The sequence below is a fragment of the Neptunicoccus cionae genome, assembly GCF_002860325.1.
GTDB classification, from domain to species: domain Bacteria; phylum Pseudomonadota; class Alphaproteobacteria; order Rhodobacterales; family Rhodobacteraceae; genus Amylibacter; species Amylibacter lutimaris.
In genome coordinates, this window is record NZ_PKOJ01000002.1 from 242,831 (window position 1) to 258,672 (window position 15,842).

Consider the following 15,842-nt stretch of genomic DNA (forward strand, 5'->3'; position numbering starts at 1 on the left):
CTGCTAAATCACGACGGAAGTCTGCCTACTATAGTCGGAAAATCCAGCAATAATAAGGCATTTATCCGATGCGTGCCAAAGCGGGGAAGGTTTCAAGCAGCCAGTAAGAAAACACCGAGAAGAGATCAAAGACAAGCATCAGACCGACACCGATTAACAAAGCGCCCATAATCTTTTCGATCAAAGCCATATGACGTTTGAACCGGTTCATAATCACAACAGCGCGGTTAATGTAGATGGCAGCAAGGATAAACGGCAGGCCAAGACCAAGCGCATAGAAAGCCATCAGCGTGGTGCCCCGCGCGATAGAGCCGTCTTGCGCGGCGACCGACAGGATCGCCCCGAGGATCGGGCCGATGCAGGGTGTCCAGCCAAAGGCGAAGGCCAGGCCAAGGATATAGGCGCCAAACGCGCTGCCGCCCTGATCCCCCGCATCAATCCGTGCCTCCCGATAGAGGAACGGCAGGCGGATCAATCCGATGAAATGCAGACCGAACAGGATGATAACGGCACCGGCCACGATGCCAAAAGCCCGCTGGTTCTGCAAAAACATCTGCCCCAGCAAGGATGACGTAAAGCCAAGGAAGATAAAGACGGTGGACAGGCCAAGGGCAAAGAAAATTGCAGCCGTAATGACAGGGCGGCGTGATTTGGTGCCTTCGGTCATATCCGCCATGGAAATTCCGCCCATATAAGCGATGTAGGGCGGAACAATCGGCAGGACGCAGGGGCTGAGAAAGGAAATCACACCGGCCAGCAGCGCGACGAGAAGCGAGGGCAGCAGGGCTGCGTCTATGACATCAATACCAAACATACCCCTGCTCTACGCGAACGGCAGGCTTGCGTCATCAATCATTTGATCACGCTTGCGTGGACTTTTGCAACAAAGCGGATTATCTGGCGGTTATGACCTTTGATGCCGAAGTTGACGCAACCGGATTGCTCTGCCCCCTGCCCGTCCTGAAGGCGCGCAAACGCCTGCTGGCGTTGCAATCGGGGCAGGTCCTTAGGGTGCGGGCGGATGATCCCGCGGCTGTGATCGACATGCCCCATTTCTGCGCTGAACAGGGCCACAAACTGGTGGCCAGTCACGAGGAAACCGGCGCGAACGGCATTGTGCAAATTTACCTGATCGCCAAAGGTTAAAGCAGTAGCGGGCTTGTTTCCTCGCTTAACAAGACATTGGAATCCACTGCCCCGGCCCCCGGCAATGTCATAATCCGACGGCGCAACACCCTTTCAAAATCCGCAATGTCACGGGCGACCACCTTTAGCCGGTAGTCATAGAGCCCCAGAACATGCTGCACCACCTGCACTTCGGGAATGGCGGTAACGGCCCTTTCAAAGTCTTCCACGCTCACGCGGCCTCGTGTGGCGAGTTTGATGCCTAGAAAAACGGTGACGCCAAACCCCAACGCTTCCTGATTCAGGCGGATGCTGCGGCCTATGATGACACCATTGTCTTCCAGCTTGCGAATCCGGCGCCAGCAGGCCGGTTGGGACAGGCCGACCCGCTTGGCCACAGCCGCCGCATTGAGCGAACCGTCTTTTTGAAGCGTGCGCAGAATGGCACGGTCGGTATCATCCAGATCCATCATAGCGGCAGGATATCCGAATTCTTGAGGTTGGAAATCAGCATCAAAGCCTCGATATCCGCGATATGGGGCAAGGCCAGAAGATGCGTGCGGTAAATATCCTGATAATGGGCCATATCCCGCGCCAGCACGTTCAGACGCACGTCTACACGGCCCAGAAAGGTCTGGATTTCGTTCACTTCGGGGATTTTACGGGCTTCTGCGATAAAGACGTCAAAGGCATTGCTTTGGGTTTTGTCGAGTGTGATCCGCAAGGAAACCTCGACTTCGTAACCTAGCGCCTTGGGGTCAATGCGGATGTCGCGGCCAAGAATAACGCCCGCTGTTTCCAGCCGCTCGATCCGCCGCCAGCAGGACGCCGTGGTCAATCCGGCCTGTTCAGCCAGTTGCGCCGTGCTTGCGGCGGGGTCATGCTGCATAAGTCGCAGCAGTTTTCTGTCGGTATCGTCTACATTCTGCATGAAAAATTCATTACAGACAGATCTCCAGAATAACAATTACCAAAAACGTCTGTTATTCCGCAAAATCGAACCCCGTTTTGCGCAATTATGCCTATTCTGCACCCAGAACCGCTGTTTGAGGAGAAAATCATGCGTGTATATTACGATCGCGATTGCGACATCAACCTGATCAAGGACATGAAAGTCGCCATTCTGGGCTATGGCTCCCAAGGTCACGCCCACGCGCTGAACCTGCGGGATTCCGGTGCGAAGAATGTTGTTGTTGCGCTGCGCGAAGGCTCTGCCTCTGCCGCGAAAGCCGAAGGCGAAGGCCTGAAGGTTATGGGTATTGCCGAAGCTGCGGCTTGGTGCGACCTGATCATGTTCACAATGCCCGATGAATTGCAGGCTGAAACATACAAGGAATACGTTCACGACAACCTGAAAGACGGCGCAGCGATTGCTTTTGCCCACGGTCTGAACGTGCATTTCGGCCTGATCGAGCCAAAACCCGGTGTTGACGTGATCATGATGGCGCCAAAAGGTCCGGGCCACACAGTTCGCGGCGAATTCACCAAAGGCGGCGGTGTTCCCTGTCTGGTGGCTGTTGACCAGAACGCATCCGGCAAAGCGCTGGAAATCGGCCTGTCCTATTGTTCCGCCATCGGTGGCGGACGCTCCGGCATCATCGAAACCAACTTCCGCGAAGAATGCGAAACAGACCTCTTTGGTGAGCAAGCAGTTCTGTGCGGCGGTATCGTTGAACTGATCCGTATGGGCTTTGAAACACTGGTTGAAGCCGGATACGAGCCGGAAATGGCCTATTTCGAGTGTCTGCACGAAACCAAGCTGATCGTTGACCTGATCTATGAAGGCGGCATCGCCAACATGAACTACTCTATCTCCAACACTGCGGAGTATGGCGAGTATGTTTCCGGTCCACGCATCCTGCCATACGCTGAAACAAAGCAGCGCATGAAAGACGTTCTGACAGACATCCAAACAGGCAAGTTCGTTCGCGACTTCATGCTGGAAAACGCTGTTGGTCAACCGTCCTTCAAGGCGACACGTCGCATCAACGACGAACACCAGATCGAAAAAGTGGGCGAAACCCTGCGCGGCATGATGCCTTGGATCTCTGCTGGTAAAATGGTTGATAAAGCTAAAAACTAAACACGGGATTTACGTGTTTGACGATTAAAGGAAGGGCATCGCAGGCGGTGCCCTTTCTTTCTTTCATCTTTACCATATTTTAACTGAAATTTTTAAAGAGAGCAGATGCCCCCTTCCCCGCAAAATCCCGGCCTAGTGAACTGGATTTCCATCATCGCCCTTGGTGCAATCTGGGGCGGTGCTTTCCTGTCCACCAAGCTCGCGCTTGACGGATTTGGTCCGTGGTGGGTTGCCTCGGGCCGTGTGGGGATTGCAGCACTGGCGATCACCATCTTGGGCGCGATGACGGGTCAGGGGATGCACCAGATCAAGGGCTTGCGGAGCTGGCTGTTCATATGCGCATTCGGGATGACATCGGTTGCGGCAGGCATGGCGCTTTTGGCGTTCGGCCAACAATATGTCCCCTCTGCCTTTGCCGGAATTTCCATGGGCGCTGTCCCGCTGTTGATCCTGCCGCTTGCCGCAATCTTTTCCAAAGAGGAAGGCATCGGGCCGAGACGGATTGCCGGCTTCATTGTCGGTTTTATAGGTCTGGCAGTTTTAATGGGGCCGAAGGCTCTGTCTTCTACAGGCCGAGATCTGGAAACTTGGGGGCAGCTGGCCTGCGTGGGAACGGCCGCCACATATGCCGTCGGTTCTATCATCACGCGGCGCAGTCCGCCGATGCCACAGCTTGCCTTTGCAGCAGCCACCCTTTGGGTCGGAACCGTCTTACTGGTCCCGATTGCAATAACCTTGGAAGGCGCACCGGCAAGTCTTGCGTCACCAGCCGGATATGCACTTCTCTACGCGGCCCTGATCCCGACGGCAGTGGGCGCTGTGATGCGGGTCCGTATCATCAAATCCGCCGGGTCGGTTTTCATGAGCCTGACCAGCTATATGGTGCCAGTCTGGTCGGTGATCTTCGGGGTACTGCTGCTAGGAGAAACAATCACCCTGTCGATGTATTCGGGTATGGGTCTGGTACTTGGGGGAATCGCAATCAGCCAGAGCAGTGCGTTGCTTGATTTCTGGAGAAAATAAAAATAGCCCTCCCGTGGGAGGAGGATACGGGAGGGCCACTTAGAACAAACAACATCTGGGAGGAGGTAGATGCGTTTGTATTCTGCATTCATTTTCAGCGTTGCGAAGTTTGGTGCCTTCACTCTATGCTGCGCCGCAGAAATCTCTGCTGCAATGCAGTAATATCGCGGGACATCCGTCAAAACAACACTAGTTATTGTCACAACGGGTTTGCCATTTTGGAAACAGGTCAAGAGACATGGATACGGCAGGATTAATGGTGGTTTTTGCAAAAGTTGTCGACAGCGGCAGCTTTTCAGGGGCTGCGCGCAGCTTGGGGCGGACGCCCTCTTCGGTCAGCAAACAGATCAGCCAGCTGGAAGACCGGATGCACACGCGGTTACTGCACCGCACCAAAGATGGAATCCTGCTGACAGACACAGGCCGGGATTTCTACGCAAAATGCGCGGAAATTGCAGCTTTGGTACGCGATGCTACCGAAGAAGTTGATGAAGCTGAAGGACAACCGCGCGGATTGCTGAAGGTCATCAGTTCGGTTGCTTTCGGCAAAGCCCGCCTGATTCCCCTGATGCCGGAGTTTCTGGACCTCTATCCCGAAGTGTCCCTGCAGCTGGAACTGTCCGACCGCAGTGCAGATATTGAAGCAGAAGACCTTGATGCGGCTGTGCGCTTTGCCGAGCAGATGGATAATCCGAACGTGATTGCACGACGCATTTTCACGAACGAGCGGGTTATTTGCGCCGCGCCTGAATATCTGGACAAGCACGGGATGCCGGAAACGCTGGAAGAACTGGCCCAGCACAACTGCCTGCAAGTTACAAAAATCAGGCGACGAAATACGTGGGAAATGATCGGGCCGGACGGACCGCAAAAGATCGAAGTGACCGGAAATTTCTTTGGCAACTCCGCAGATGTGATCTACCGCGCGACCCTGAAAGGTCTGGGCATCTCGCGACTGTCAACATTCATCGTCGATAAGGATCTGGAGACTGGCAGATTAGTGCGCGTCTTGCCGGAATACGTGCAACCCCATGCGGATGTGGCTGTGATTTACGCCGAGAAACGCAATCTGGCCCCTAAAATCAGGGTATTTGTAGATTTCCTGTCAAAAAAGTTGTCTCGATAGCTTGCTGCAGCAGGGATTTAGCCCAATGGCGATTGTCCCGCTGCGCTGGTTGCAGTGAGTATTTCGCGAACATTGAAGCCGTCTGTAAAGGGATGGTGAAAACGGGTGCACTGGCTGGATTAGGGCGTTAAGGGTAATCTCCACCGGAGGATTTTACCATGACTGCCCAGCACAACCGCGGCTTGTTGAACTGGACCCTTTTGATCTTGCTTGGGATGATCTGGGGGGCTTCGTTTATGGGCTCAAAATACGCCCTGACGGGGTTTGGTCCCTTCACGGTTGCCGCTCTCCGGATTGCACTTGGCGCGGTAGCGCTAACAGTCATGATCCATGCGCTGGGGCGGCGGTTGCCTGCATGGTCAGGTCCGAACAGCAAACGAATCTGGATGCATTGCTTGGGCATGGCACTGTTTTCAAACGCCATTCCCTTCACCTTGCTGAGCTGGGGCCAGTTGCATGTTTCTTCGGGCTTTGCGGGAATCACAATGGCGGTTGTGCCGCTACTGGTTTTGCCACTGGCGTTTATGCTGATACCGGGAGAGCAGACAAACCTGCGCAAGACGATCGGATTTTTTATCGGGTTTGCCGGTACGATTGTGCTGATCGGATTTGATGCCTTCGACCTTTCCGGAAATGATCTGGAAGGCGTTGCGCGTCTGGCCTGTGTCGGCGCAGCCTGTTGCTATGCCATCGGCTCTATCATCACCCGCCTGTGTCCGCCTGTCTCCAATATGGGATTTGCAGCCGGCGCTCTCCTGCTCGCAAGCGGGGTCATGGTGCCACTGGCGCTCTTGGTAGAGGGCATACCGGATGCCCCCGCAAGGGAGGCAATCTGGGGCGTGGTCTATTTGGGTCTGTTCCCGACCGCTTTGGCAACAATCGTTTTGGTTACAGTGATCAATTCAGCCGGACCGAGCTTTCTGTCTTTGGTAAATTATCAGGTGCCGGTCTGGGCGGTTGTCTTCGGAGTGCTCCTGTTAGGAGAACCCCTGCCCGGCCGCTTTGTCTGGGCGCTCGCCTTGATCCTAATGGGGCTTGCGATCAGTCAGGTGCGGTTCCGGCGGATGGTTTAACAGCGCGACAGGGCGGATTCTATGGCTTCAGAAGAATACGGGCCGAGCGTGTCTTTTTTAAACCGGCCTGCTTCGGAATAAACTGAAACGACGGTGGTCCGGCTCGCATCCGAGAGAATCATTTCCGGCCGGCCATCACAGTAGCGCAGGCCTCCATCAATCTCAGTCTCTCCGATTCTGTGGTTTGTCACATCGGGAACCACTGCGATTTCTTCCAGTGCGCCTGCCCGATAGCTCCAGATCCGCAGTGCTTTGTAAAGATGCGGGCGGTCGACGTAAGCCACATCGAGCGTCCCGTCTCCATCAAAATCCGCGATCCCAGCAGGTGCGAGCCAGCGGAAACGCGTACCTATGTAAGGTGTAGCGGCACGCTTGCCGTCAGTTCCGTAAATCGCAAGCTGCGCGCCCTTTTGCGGGTGGGACTGGACGACGACAACTTCGGGAACTCCGTCACCGTCAAAATCGGCAAGGCGGGGGACGGTATCTTCAAAAATCTCTGAACGCAGCTCGATCTTGTAGCTGTTCTCCGCCTCGCCCGTTTGCACCAGAAGGCTACCCCATTCCATGTCATCCCCGAGAACCCCATGGGGATAGCGGGAGGTCGGGTCAAGATAACTGGCGTTGGTACCTGCAAAACATTCCGCTGTTCCGCCTTGGCAATATTTTTCTGCAGGAAGGCTGTGGTCCTGACCAAAAGCAGGAAGGCCGCCCAAAAGGGCGGCCATTGCAATAACTGTCGTCCGCAGAATCAAATCTGCTTCTCTGGCATCTGGACAACCAGACCGTCCAGATCGTCAGTCACCTTCAACTGGCAGGTCAGACGGGAGCGTTCTGCGTCCGGTTCCCAAGCGAAATCGAGCATGTCTTCTTCCATCGCATCCTTGGGTGGCAGCTTGTCAGTCCAAGCACCGTCAACGTAGACATGACAGGTCGAACATGCACAGGCCCCGCCGCAATCCGCTTCGATGCCCGGAATGTTGTTATCACGTGCACCTTCCATAACGGTCAGGCCGTTTGCGACCTCCACTTCATGTTTCGTCCCGTTGTGTTCAACATATGTGATCTTGGCCATGCTATCGGTCCCTTGGCTGGTCAGAGTCTTTCGCTGCCTTTTGTAACAGTGCGAAAAATGAGGGCCAGTGCTTTTCACCTGAATAGTCAGGTTTATTGTATAATTCGCAAATGTGTTCTATGTTTGTTCTCATGCAGGATTTCGCACACTGGCCCCGTCCGCCCTACGCTTTGCCCCACGCCCGACTGGGAGAACCGCCACAGGGCGCTTTGATCTGTGTGGCCGGGCTGGTTCTCGTGCGTCAGAGACCTGGCACAGCGAAAGGCGTTATTTTCATAACCCTTGAGGATGAAACGGGAATTTGCAATGTGATTGTCTGGCAGAATGTCTATCAACGCTTCCGCCGCGCAGTGGTTGCCGGTCGCCTTTTGCGCGTGACCGGCAGAATCCAGAGAGATGGACAAGTGGTGCATGTGATTGCCCAGCATATCGAGGATATCTCGGGTTTGCTGGACAGGCTGTCCGGTCCCAACGACATCACCGCAACAAAAACCGCTCAAAACGGGGGATGAATCACAAAACGCTTGTTTTAGTGGCCGGTCTGACTAACTTTCACCAAAAACGAGGCCGCAGATGGCACGATACAGGCACATCCTTTCCATGACCGCACTGGCCTTGCTGACCGGTGCAACAATCGCGCAAGGCGGGCAAATCGTCTCCAAACTAACTCATCCCGACCATGCGATGCTTCCGGAAAATGCCGGACCGACCGATTGCTTCGGACACGAATTCACGCCGGCAGTCATTGAAACGGTAACAGAGAAAATTCCGCTCAAACCTGCGCGTCTGGCGGTTGATCTGGAAACCGGTGAAACCACTGTCATTCGCAAGGCCACCTTTAAAACCATGACCATGCAGCGGATCGTGACACCGCGAAGCGAACAATGGTTTCCGGCAGTGTGCCCCCATAAATACACAGAAAATTTTGTGCAAAGCCTGCAGCGGGCACTCAAAGCACGGGGGTTTTATTCCGGAGCCTTATCCGGGTGGATGGATGAAGAAACCAAGATCGCGGTCAAACTCTACCAGCGCAAACTGGATCTCGACTCGCCTATTGTAGCCAAGGCCACGGCAGAAGAATTCGGTCTGGTGTCCCACAGCGATTTTGACGGAATAAAGCACTAAACGCCCCCGACCATCGGGAGCGCTCACCAAAAACTTATTCTTTCAAAAACTTATAGATCGAAGCTCTACTGGTAATTCAGCAGCTGATCCATAGATTGCGAAGGCTGCGAGCAACCTGCTTCGCCAACAATCTTGGCCGGAACGCCCGCCACGGTCTTGCAGGGCGGAATTTCCTGCAAGACAACCGAGCCCGCCGCTATCCGGCTGCAATACCCGATGCGGATATTCCCGAGCACCTTGGCCCCGGCCCCGATCAACACGCCGTTTTCAATCTTGGGATGCCGGTCTCCGTCAGCTTTACCCGTGCCGCCAAGTGTCACGGAGTGCAGCATGGAAACGTTGTCTCCAACAACAGCGGTTTCACCGATAACAATCGAATGGGCGTGGTCGATCATAATCCCGCGCCCCACAACTGCGCCCGGGTGAATATCTACACCGAACACTTCGGAAGAGCGCATCTGGAAAAACTGGGCCATCCCCTTTCGGTTGTTCGTCCACAACCAATGGGCCACACGATACACCTGAACCGCCTGAAAACCTTTGAAGAAAAGGATCGGCTGGATCAGGCGATGGCAGGCGGGGTCCCGTTCAAATACGGCTGTCAGATCAGCCCGCGCCGCATCACCTAAGGTGGGATCGCTGGCGTAGGCCTCGTCTATCAGTTCACGCAGAATTTGCGTTGGCATTTCATCGGATGAAATTTTCAACGCCATGCGATAACTGAGAACTTTTTCAAGGGAGTTGTGGTGCAACACGCCGGAATGGACAAGCCCGCCGAGAATGGGTTCTTCTTCGACCATTTGCGCTGCATCGGTGCGGATACGGGACCAAACCGGATCCAGTTCCGCGATTTTCTGGGCATTCTGTGTCATTTTCTGATCTCGCATAAAAGCTGGTTACCCCAGACCTACGCGACAATCCGGTCAATTACAATTTTGGATTTGTGATGGGCATCATCACAAGAACGGGTGTTAAGGCTGGGAGCCCGTCGAACTGCCATATCATCCCTTATTACCGGCTCCTTTCCGAAACGCCCGGACTGCATTTAAAGCGCGGATCAGGCAATCCGCGTAATCAGGGTCGTCTAGACGCCCTTCTTGCGCTTTGGGCAGGGACTGGCAGAACGATTGCAGTGTTCCGTTTCCAAAAAGCGGATGAGCACGGCCCGTTTGCAAGCGATAGCAATCCGCGTAAGCAGTCCAGGCCACGATTTGACCGGCCGCCAGTTTGCGCACTGCCGCTGGAAGGAAGCGCAGACGACAGGCCAACGCTACGATGTCCTGATGGAGCACAGCCCGCATAAGCCAATCCAAGCAGTTAAATTTGTATAGTTAATTCCGAAACCGCCCCGGGACCAAATTTCTCCGAAACCTGCGAAACCCTGACATCCACTGCGCCAGCGGCACCATCTTCCGCACGCATCGTCGCAGAGTAACTCCACCCCTGCGTCCCGACCATCTCGCTCCGCAGCACCTCGGCGCCGTCAATCACATCAACACGGTAAAGTTCCGCTCCCTCGCCCAAAGGCACCTCCAGCCCTTCCCAACTGTCCCCGTCAATCCGCGTGCGCCGGACCCAGCTGATTTGAATTGAATCCTCCTCGTCGCGCAGGCTGCGCAAATGCACAGGAGACAGCGGGCGCAACGCCACCAGATCAAAGCTTTCTGTTCGAGTGTTATATGTTGGATCGCCTACAGGTTTACCAGCAGGCCCACTGCGATAGTATTTTTCGATCCCGCGATCCCCTTCATTGAGACGCAGGCGATCGGGAATTCGATCCAGAAACACCAGTTCGGAACTTTCCGGCCAGACATCGGGCATGTCGGCGTCACTCCCCAACTGCCCCCGCAACAATCCCCGCAGAATGTAACTGCCATCGGATTGAAGTTCAGCCTCGCGATACTGAAACACTTCCCAGCCAGCCGCCGCACCGGTCCCGATAGCGACACCGTTCGAACCGTTCAAAACGTCCAGCGCACTGCGCCCGTCCAGACTTCCGCTGGAAATCCGCACCCGAACTGTATTTGCCTCATCCCAAAGGCCAACAGGCCCGCGAAAGAGATTCGTCATCGTCTTACCTATCTTTGCGGGCCTCTCGATTATGGTATCCAGTACGTAACCATCATCCTCCGCCGACTTGAACACCGCCACACTTTCCGGCCAGGGTGCCCCTGAAGCCACCACGTAAGGGGCGGTACTTTCTTGATCTGCCTCAAGCACTGGCAGATCAAGAAAGCGCACGACAACACCCCGTACCGGTTGCAGCGCAGAAACCGTCCCGATCGTCGAACTTGCGTCTTTCTGTTTGTAAACCGATTGCTCGACCCGCACGGCCTCTGCCTCCCGTGCGCCCTGTTCGAAAATCCTTTCGATCCGATAGGTCGCAGCAGTCCCTCCGTCATCAAGCTTGAAAACATCGCCAGCAACCAGCCCCTGCACGCTCGGCGGGAAAGAAAGCTTCACCTCATCCTGCGCGACCCTCGCCGACACAAGCCATCTGCTCGCCAGATTCACCCCTGTACCGGGCCGCAGAACCAATGGCAGCGACACATGGGACGTGGCCTGGCTTTCGTCGTCGGAAAGGGCAAACCCGGATGTTGCAGTCTGGTAATCCCGTGTTTCGTCCCAAAATGATACCCGAACACGCCCGACGGTTTCTGCCGCCGGCGCGCGGGTTTTCGCAACAACGGGGATGGACTCCGCGACGGCCAGATCCGCAGGCACTGCCGTGAATGCAATCTGCTCGCTCCGGTTCTTGAAAACCAGCTTGCCGTCTGTTTCCGCACAGGAAAAATCAAACGCCAGCATAAGGGGTTGCAAGCTCTGACGCCCTGACTCAACCGAGGTCAGGGCAAAGCCGATGGTCGAACCGTAAAGCTCTGAGACATCAATGTCCCGCAAACCCGAAATGTCACAAATTTCCGATACAATTGCCCCAAGAGACTGGTCCGAGAACCGCCCCGTGATCCAATGTCCCCGCCCGTAGTTTTCCCCGTCGCTCCACACATCAAGCCGGTTCGGAAAATCCGGCCAGGGCCGCGCATCCCATGCCCAGACATGACTGTTCGCAATGTCCACCATCGGCGCGAAATACACGTCCGAAACCGGATTATTGTCAGGCTCCAGCCAGTGTGCGTAAGTCGCCCGCAGATACTGCGCCTGCATCAGGGTATCAACGGAACCATCAGAATAGTACGGCAGGGCAGATTCCGATGATTTAGGGTCAAAGAACACATTTGGCTGGTTCGCTCCCTTATCGACTGCGGGACATCCCAACTCGGTAAAGCGGATCGGTTTGGATTTGCGCTGCCACTGTGTCGGAACACTCTGCCGGACCCCGCCCAGACGGTTGTAATGCTCTTTGCTCCACCAACTCACCAGATCCTTGTAACGAAACACCCAAGGCTCCCCGTATGCGTCATCCGTGATCGGAATACGGTCCTGCGCATCCCGCCCTGCAGCATCCGCATAATACCAGTCAAATCCCTCACCACCCGCTACATTCTTGCGCAGGTAGTCCACAGAATAGACCGAACCTTCCCCCTCATCGAGATGCCCCAAACTGTCCCGCCAGTCTGAGAGCGGCATGTAATTGTCGATCCCGATGTAGTCGATTTCTGCTTGTGCCCACAGCGGATCGAGATGGAACAACACATCCCCCGATCCATCCGACGGATGATAGCCAAAATACTCAGACCAATCCGCCGCGTACCCGATTTTGACATCTGGCCCCAAAACCGTCCGCACATCGCTTGCAAGCTGCTGCAAGGCAAGAACAGCCGGAAAACTGTCCACTCCGTCCCGAATACGCGTCAGCCCCCTCATTTCCGACCCGATATTGAAGGCCTCCACCCCGCCCGCGGCAAGGCACAAATGGGCGTAGTGCAAAATAAACCGGCGATAGCTCCACTCCGCCGGACCACTATAAAGCACCTCCCCGTCGACGACTGAAAAATCTGTTACTGAGGCCATACCGAAGAAATCCGCAACTTCCGCCGCCGCTGCCGGTGTTTTGTCACTGGTCCCGACCAAACCTGCCGCCTTAGCCGTCGTAATCCGCCCCCGCCACGGCATAACAGGCTGGTCGGGGTTGTCGCTATACGGATCAGGCAACCCGTTACCTTCCTGAATATCCATCAGGATAAACGGATAGAAAACAACACTCTGCCCCGCCTCTTTCATGTATTCTATCGCCTCCAGAACCGCCCCGTCTGCAGGGGTTCCCCCATAGGCAGGCCGTCCGCCGTCAAAGCTTACCAAACCGGCGGAGGCACGCGTCACACCCGACACAACCCAAGGAATCGGCGTACCATCTACCTCGGTCTGCTCCACACGGGGGGTCAGACGACAAGACCCACAACGCAGGTCATCGCCAAACCAGCTCACAACAAGAGATACAGAAGCAATATTCGGCACGTCCTCTCGAAGATCATCCAGCGCGTGCACTAAGTCGGTATTCCCGCGCGGAGAGTTCACATTCGCAAATTTGCCTTCGCCGAAATCGCCCGGATATTCTACCGGCGTCACCGCCAGAGAATACTCACCGGTTCCGGGGATCAGACAGACACCGGTAATATCCCGCGACGGGTCGTCCAGTGTGCTATGTTCGGGCTGCGCCTTCCGGAACACTTCGAAATTGAATTGGGGAATCCGGTTGCCAAACGGCCCGAGATCAAGATCTTCGAAAACGATATAGGCCGTGCCCCGATAACTTGGCGCATTCTCCAACCCCTCTATCGCAGAGATCGTCGGATCGGGCACCTGAGTCTCATCTCCGGGATAGAACGCAATCGCCAATCCGTCGCGGCTGATTTCCTGCCCGTCCGCCCAAATCCGCCCGATCTTGTCGACGATCCCTTCGCCCAGCGCAAATGCCACATTCACCGTATAAGAATAGGACTTGGTTGTAACCCGCGCACCACCAGTACCCTTGCCCCCGCCCGAGGTTTGCGTGTTGATATGTTCTTCGAACCGGCTTGCCCAAATCAGTTGCCCTGCAATCCGTGCGCGCCCCATCACCCGAGGCACCGCCGCGCCCTCGCTCACCCCCTGAAGACGGAAACTTTCCAGACGGCCGGTCTCGACGACCAGACTGCCGCTACCCAGAATTTTCTGGTCGATCATGCCGCCAAAGCTCGCCCCGACCGCCTTGCCAATTGCCGCCCCTGTCAGGCCCAGCACAGTTCCCCCAAAGGTACCGCCGATTGCAGCACCCGCCGCAGATAAAAGTATCGTCGCCATTAGGCCCTCCTCTCGGGAAATTCGAATTGCGCTACGATCCGGCGGATCCAAGCCTCGGTCAAAGGCGTCTCGACAACACCTTTTCCGCTGTAAGCGTGCACAAGTGTAGAAAGGCCACCGGACGACCTGCTCAAGATCCCTACATGTTTCGCCACGGCCTGCCGCCGCATACGGAACAACACCACGTCACCGAAACATGGCAGACAGACCGGCACCGCCACCAGATACCGCCGCGCGGCACGCCACAGTCGCTCCTCTCCGGAAGCCTCCGACCAATCTGGCGTATAGGTTGGCACCGCCTCGGGCTCCGCCCCAAATACCTCGCGCCAGACCCCGCGCAACAGCCCCAGACAATCCGCACCATGCCCCTTTACACTGCATTGGTGGCGATAAGGCGTACCAATCCAACCTCGCGCCACATCAAGGATCTCTTCGCGCATTTCCGGAGTCATCTAAGCGCGCCGTGCGCCGTCCATCGGACGCCCGGCAATGGGATAGGTCAGACTGAAATCTTCTCCGGGCATATGGGGAAACCCGCGATAATTAAGGAAATTACCAAATTTTTCCCGACAGGTGCCCGCCTGCTTGTCGCATCCTGCGTGCAAACGAATCCGGTCTCCATTCCCGATCGGAAAGCGGGTCTCTTCCCACAGTTCGACCACGTGCACCGGTCCCCGCCGGTAGTCCACTTTAACCAGACCGTCTGCTCCCTCATTCGGCCCGCTTAACCAAGTGACCCGCCCCTGTGCGAACCAGTCTTCCTCATACGCGCTTAGATGCTTCAACTCGACTACACGCCGCCCCTTAGAGGTATCTACGACATCTTCGGCCACGAACCCGTCGGCAAACAGGTCCACACCGCATTTACCGTCCCCGACAATCCGGTCACACTGGCGCAGATAAGTCCGTCCCACGGGTTTGTTTAAAGCTTCGCTCAACCCGCGCAGCTCCGCTTCAAAAGCCCCTTTTCCCCGCCGCACCTCTCCGATTGTGCCGCGAAATTGCAGAATTGTTTGTTCTGGCCGCTTCCAGTTGACCAACCAGTGAAAGACTTCGGCCCCGTCAAACCGTCCTGTCTCGATATCGAGATCATTGATGCCAAGCGAGCTCAGCGCCCCTACAGCTTGCGAATTATCCACCGCCAGTCCGGTAGAACTTTCCACCGCACTTGCATCCATACCGGATGCCGCTTCGCACAGCACGCCTTCGACCAGCAAATCGCTGTCGTGATCCGTAAATCCGTAAACCATTCCGTCCGTACGCCGCACCACCCAAGCGCGGCACAGCGTTGTTGCACCACTGTTGAGATGCGCCTGCATTGCTTCACCAATCCTACGCATCAGACACGTACCTCTACCACTGGCACACTGGGCACAGATCCGGCTGCAAAGCTCGCCATGCTCATTTCCAGTCGGTCGGTGTCAAACCGCACTGGCACATCAAACGTAAACCCTGCCGTCACGAGGGCCGCCTCGGGGGGCGCCTCATAAAAACTGATGACCCCCGTCGTATAGTCCACATCGAAATGCTCTCCTTCAAAAACTTCGGCGCCGCCGATCCCGATGGAAACAGTTCCTTCAACAGGCTTGGAAATAGCGCGGCAGTATGTGGTCTCTCCTGACCGATAGGACTTACACAGGGGAATTTGCACAGTCACACTGTCGCCCACTGCGATCTCCTGATCTTCGAATGTTGGCTCCCGAGAGGCCAGACAGCTTTTGAAATCCGTCCAGTCCTTCCAGCGAAACCCGTACAACCGGCCGCGCCGTGCCTCGAAAAACGCGATCACAGTCTCCAGATCATCGGTAGAACGCATGGCAACTCCTGCATCGTAACGCCGTCGCGCATGGGCCCAGGGGCTGTTACGCTCTTCATAGCCGCTGTTCAGCGTCACAATCTCGGTGCGCCGCTCCGGCCCGCCGCTTGACCCGAATGACAAGCCCGTTGGAAATCTGACTTCATGAAAGTTCATGA

18 protein-coding genes are annotated in these 15,842 nt (G+C 55.8%); 7 read left to right on the forward strand and 11 right to left on the reverse strand.

Going from position 1 to position 15,842, the window contains the following annotated elements; genetic code table 11:
- Positions 1-61: 61 nt before the first annotated feature.
- Positions 62-814, reverse strand: coding sequence for a cytochrome c biogenesis CcdA family protein (locus C0U40_RS07060; RefSeq protein ID WP_101655061.1), 753 nt, complete (start codon positions 812-814; stop codon positions 62-64).
- 92 nt (positions 815-906) lie between these two features.
- On the opposite strand from C0U40_RS07060, the gene C0U40_RS07065 reads away from it, so the two are divergent.
- Positions 907-1,146, forward strand: a complete 240-nt coding sequence (locus tag C0U40_RS07065) for a sulfurtransferase TusA family protein (protein WP_101655418.1) — start codon at positions 907-909, stop codon at positions 1,144-1,146.
- Here the strand turns inward: C0U40_RS07065 and C0U40_RS07070 are convergent.
- Both C0U40_RS07070 and C0U40_RS07075 read right to left on the reverse strand, forming a co-directional pair.
- Entirely contained in the window at positions 1,143-1,598 is a 456-nt protein-coding gene (locus tag C0U40_RS07070) for an Lrp/AsnC family transcriptional regulator (RefSeq protein WP_101655062.1), read from the reverse strand. The two genes, C0U40_RS07065 and C0U40_RS07070, sit on opposite strands and share 4 nt — an antisense overlap.
- Positions 1,595-2,056: an Lrp/AsnC family transcriptional regulator gene (locus C0U40_RS07075; RefSeq protein WP_101655063.1), complete on the reverse strand. Its 462-nt coding sequence runs from the start codon at positions 2,054-2,056 to the stop codon at positions 1,595-1,597. Before C0U40_RS07075 ends, C0U40_RS07070 begins: the two co-directional genes overlap by 4 nt.
- Before the next feature lie 129 nt (positions 2,057-2,185).
- Here C0U40_RS07075 and ilvC point away from each other — a divergent pair, with 129 nt between their 5' ends.
- The 4 genes from ilvC (at position 2,186) to C0U40_RS07095 (ending at position 6,430) form a co-directional block, all read left to right on the forward strand.
- Complete coding sequence (ilvC, locus tag C0U40_RS07080) at positions 2,186-3,208, forward strand: ketol-acid reductoisomerase (RefSeq protein WP_101655419.1); 1,023 nt, start codon at positions 2,186-2,188, stop codon at positions 3,206-3,208.
- Positions 3,209-3,313: 105 nt separating this feature from the next.
- On the forward strand, positions 3,314-4,231 hold the full coding sequence (locus C0U40_RS07085; protein WP_101655064.1) for a DMT family transporter: 918 nt from the start codon (positions 3,314-3,316) through the stop codon (positions 4,229-4,231).
- 238 nt (positions 4,232-4,469) lie between these two features.
- Positions 4,470-5,357: a LysR family transcriptional regulator gene (locus C0U40_RS07090; protein WP_101655065.1), complete on the forward strand. Its 888-nt coding sequence runs from the start codon at positions 4,470-4,472 to the stop codon at positions 5,355-5,357.
- Between the two features lie 158 nt (positions 5,358-5,515).
- Positions 5,516-6,430 carry a DMT family transporter gene (locus C0U40_RS07095; protein WP_101655066.1) on the forward strand — a complete coding sequence of 305 codons (915 nt, stop codon included), beginning with the start codon at positions 5,516-5,518 and terminating at the stop codon, positions 6,428-6,430.
- Here C0U40_RS07095 and C0U40_RS07100 read toward each other — a convergent pair.
- A complete protein-coding gene (locus C0U40_RS07100) occupies positions 6,427-7,182 on the reverse strand; it encodes an FG-GAP repeat domain-containing protein (RefSeq protein WP_101655067.1) in 756 nt (251 codons plus the stop codon). The two genes, C0U40_RS07095 and C0U40_RS07100, sit on opposite strands and share 4 nt — an antisense overlap.
- Positions 7,179-7,502: a 2Fe-2S iron-sulfur cluster-binding protein gene (locus C0U40_RS07105; protein WP_101655068.1), complete on the reverse strand. Its 324-nt coding sequence runs from the start codon at positions 7,500-7,502 to the stop codon at positions 7,179-7,181. The genes C0U40_RS07100 and C0U40_RS07105 overlap by 4 nt, the downstream gene beginning before the upstream one ends.
- A gap of 119 nt (positions 7,503-7,621) precedes the next feature.
- Between C0U40_RS07105 and C0U40_RS07110 the strand changes: the two genes are divergently transcribed.
- Together C0U40_RS07110 and C0U40_RS07115 are read left to right on the forward strand one after the other, a co-directional pair.
- Positions 7,622-8,014, forward strand: a complete 393-nt coding sequence (locus tag C0U40_RS07110) for an OB-fold nucleic acid binding domain-containing protein (RefSeq protein ID WP_101655069.1) — start codon at positions 7,622-7,624, stop codon at positions 8,012-8,014.
- 61 nt (positions 8,015-8,075) lie between these two features.
- Complete coding sequence (locus tag C0U40_RS07115) at positions 8,076-8,627, forward strand: peptidoglycan-binding domain-containing protein (protein WP_101655070.1); 552 nt, start codon at positions 8,076-8,078, stop codon at positions 8,625-8,627.
- Positions 8,628-8,692: 65 nt separating this feature from the next.
- Here C0U40_RS07115 and cysE read toward each other — a convergent pair whose 3' ends face one another.
- The 6 genes from cysE to C0U40_RS07145 form a co-directional block, all read right to left on the reverse strand.
- Positions 8,693-9,499 carry a serine O-acetyltransferase gene (cysE, locus tag C0U40_RS07120; protein WP_101655420.1) on the reverse strand — a complete coding sequence of 269 codons (807 nt, stop codon included), beginning with the start codon at positions 9,497-9,499 and terminating at the stop codon, positions 8,693-8,695.
- Between the two features lie 129 nt (positions 9,500-9,628).
- Complete coding sequence (locus C0U40_RS20460; RefSeq protein WP_101655071.1) at positions 9,629-9,928, reverse strand: DUF7742 family protein; 300 nt, start codon at positions 9,926-9,928, stop codon at positions 9,629-9,631.
- Between the two features lie 16 nt (positions 9,929-9,944).
- On the reverse strand, positions 9,945-13,868 hold the full coding sequence (locus C0U40_RS07130) for a baseplate multidomain protein megatron (RefSeq protein WP_101655072.1): 3,924 nt from the start codon (positions 13,866-13,868) through the stop codon (positions 9,945-9,947).
- Positions 13,868-14,320: an NlpC/P60 family protein gene (locus C0U40_RS07135; protein ID WP_286134834.1), complete on the reverse strand. Its 453-nt coding sequence runs from the start codon at positions 14,318-14,320 to the stop codon at positions 13,868-13,870. The genes C0U40_RS07130 and C0U40_RS07135 overlap by 1 nt, the downstream gene beginning before the upstream one ends.
- Positions 14,321-15,208 carry a DUF2163 domain-containing protein gene (locus tag C0U40_RS07140; protein WP_101655073.1) on the reverse strand — a complete coding sequence of 296 codons (888 nt, stop codon included), beginning with the start codon at positions 15,206-15,208 and terminating at the stop codon, positions 14,321-14,323.
- Positions 15,208-15,840 (reverse strand): DUF2460 domain-containing protein, encoded by a 633-nt coding sequence (locus C0U40_RS07145; RefSeq protein WP_101655422.1) that lies wholly within the window; start codon positions 15,838-15,840, stop codon positions 15,208-15,210. Before C0U40_RS07145 ends, C0U40_RS07140 begins: the two co-directional genes overlap by 1 nt.
- Positions 15,841-15,842: the final 2 nt, after the last annotated feature.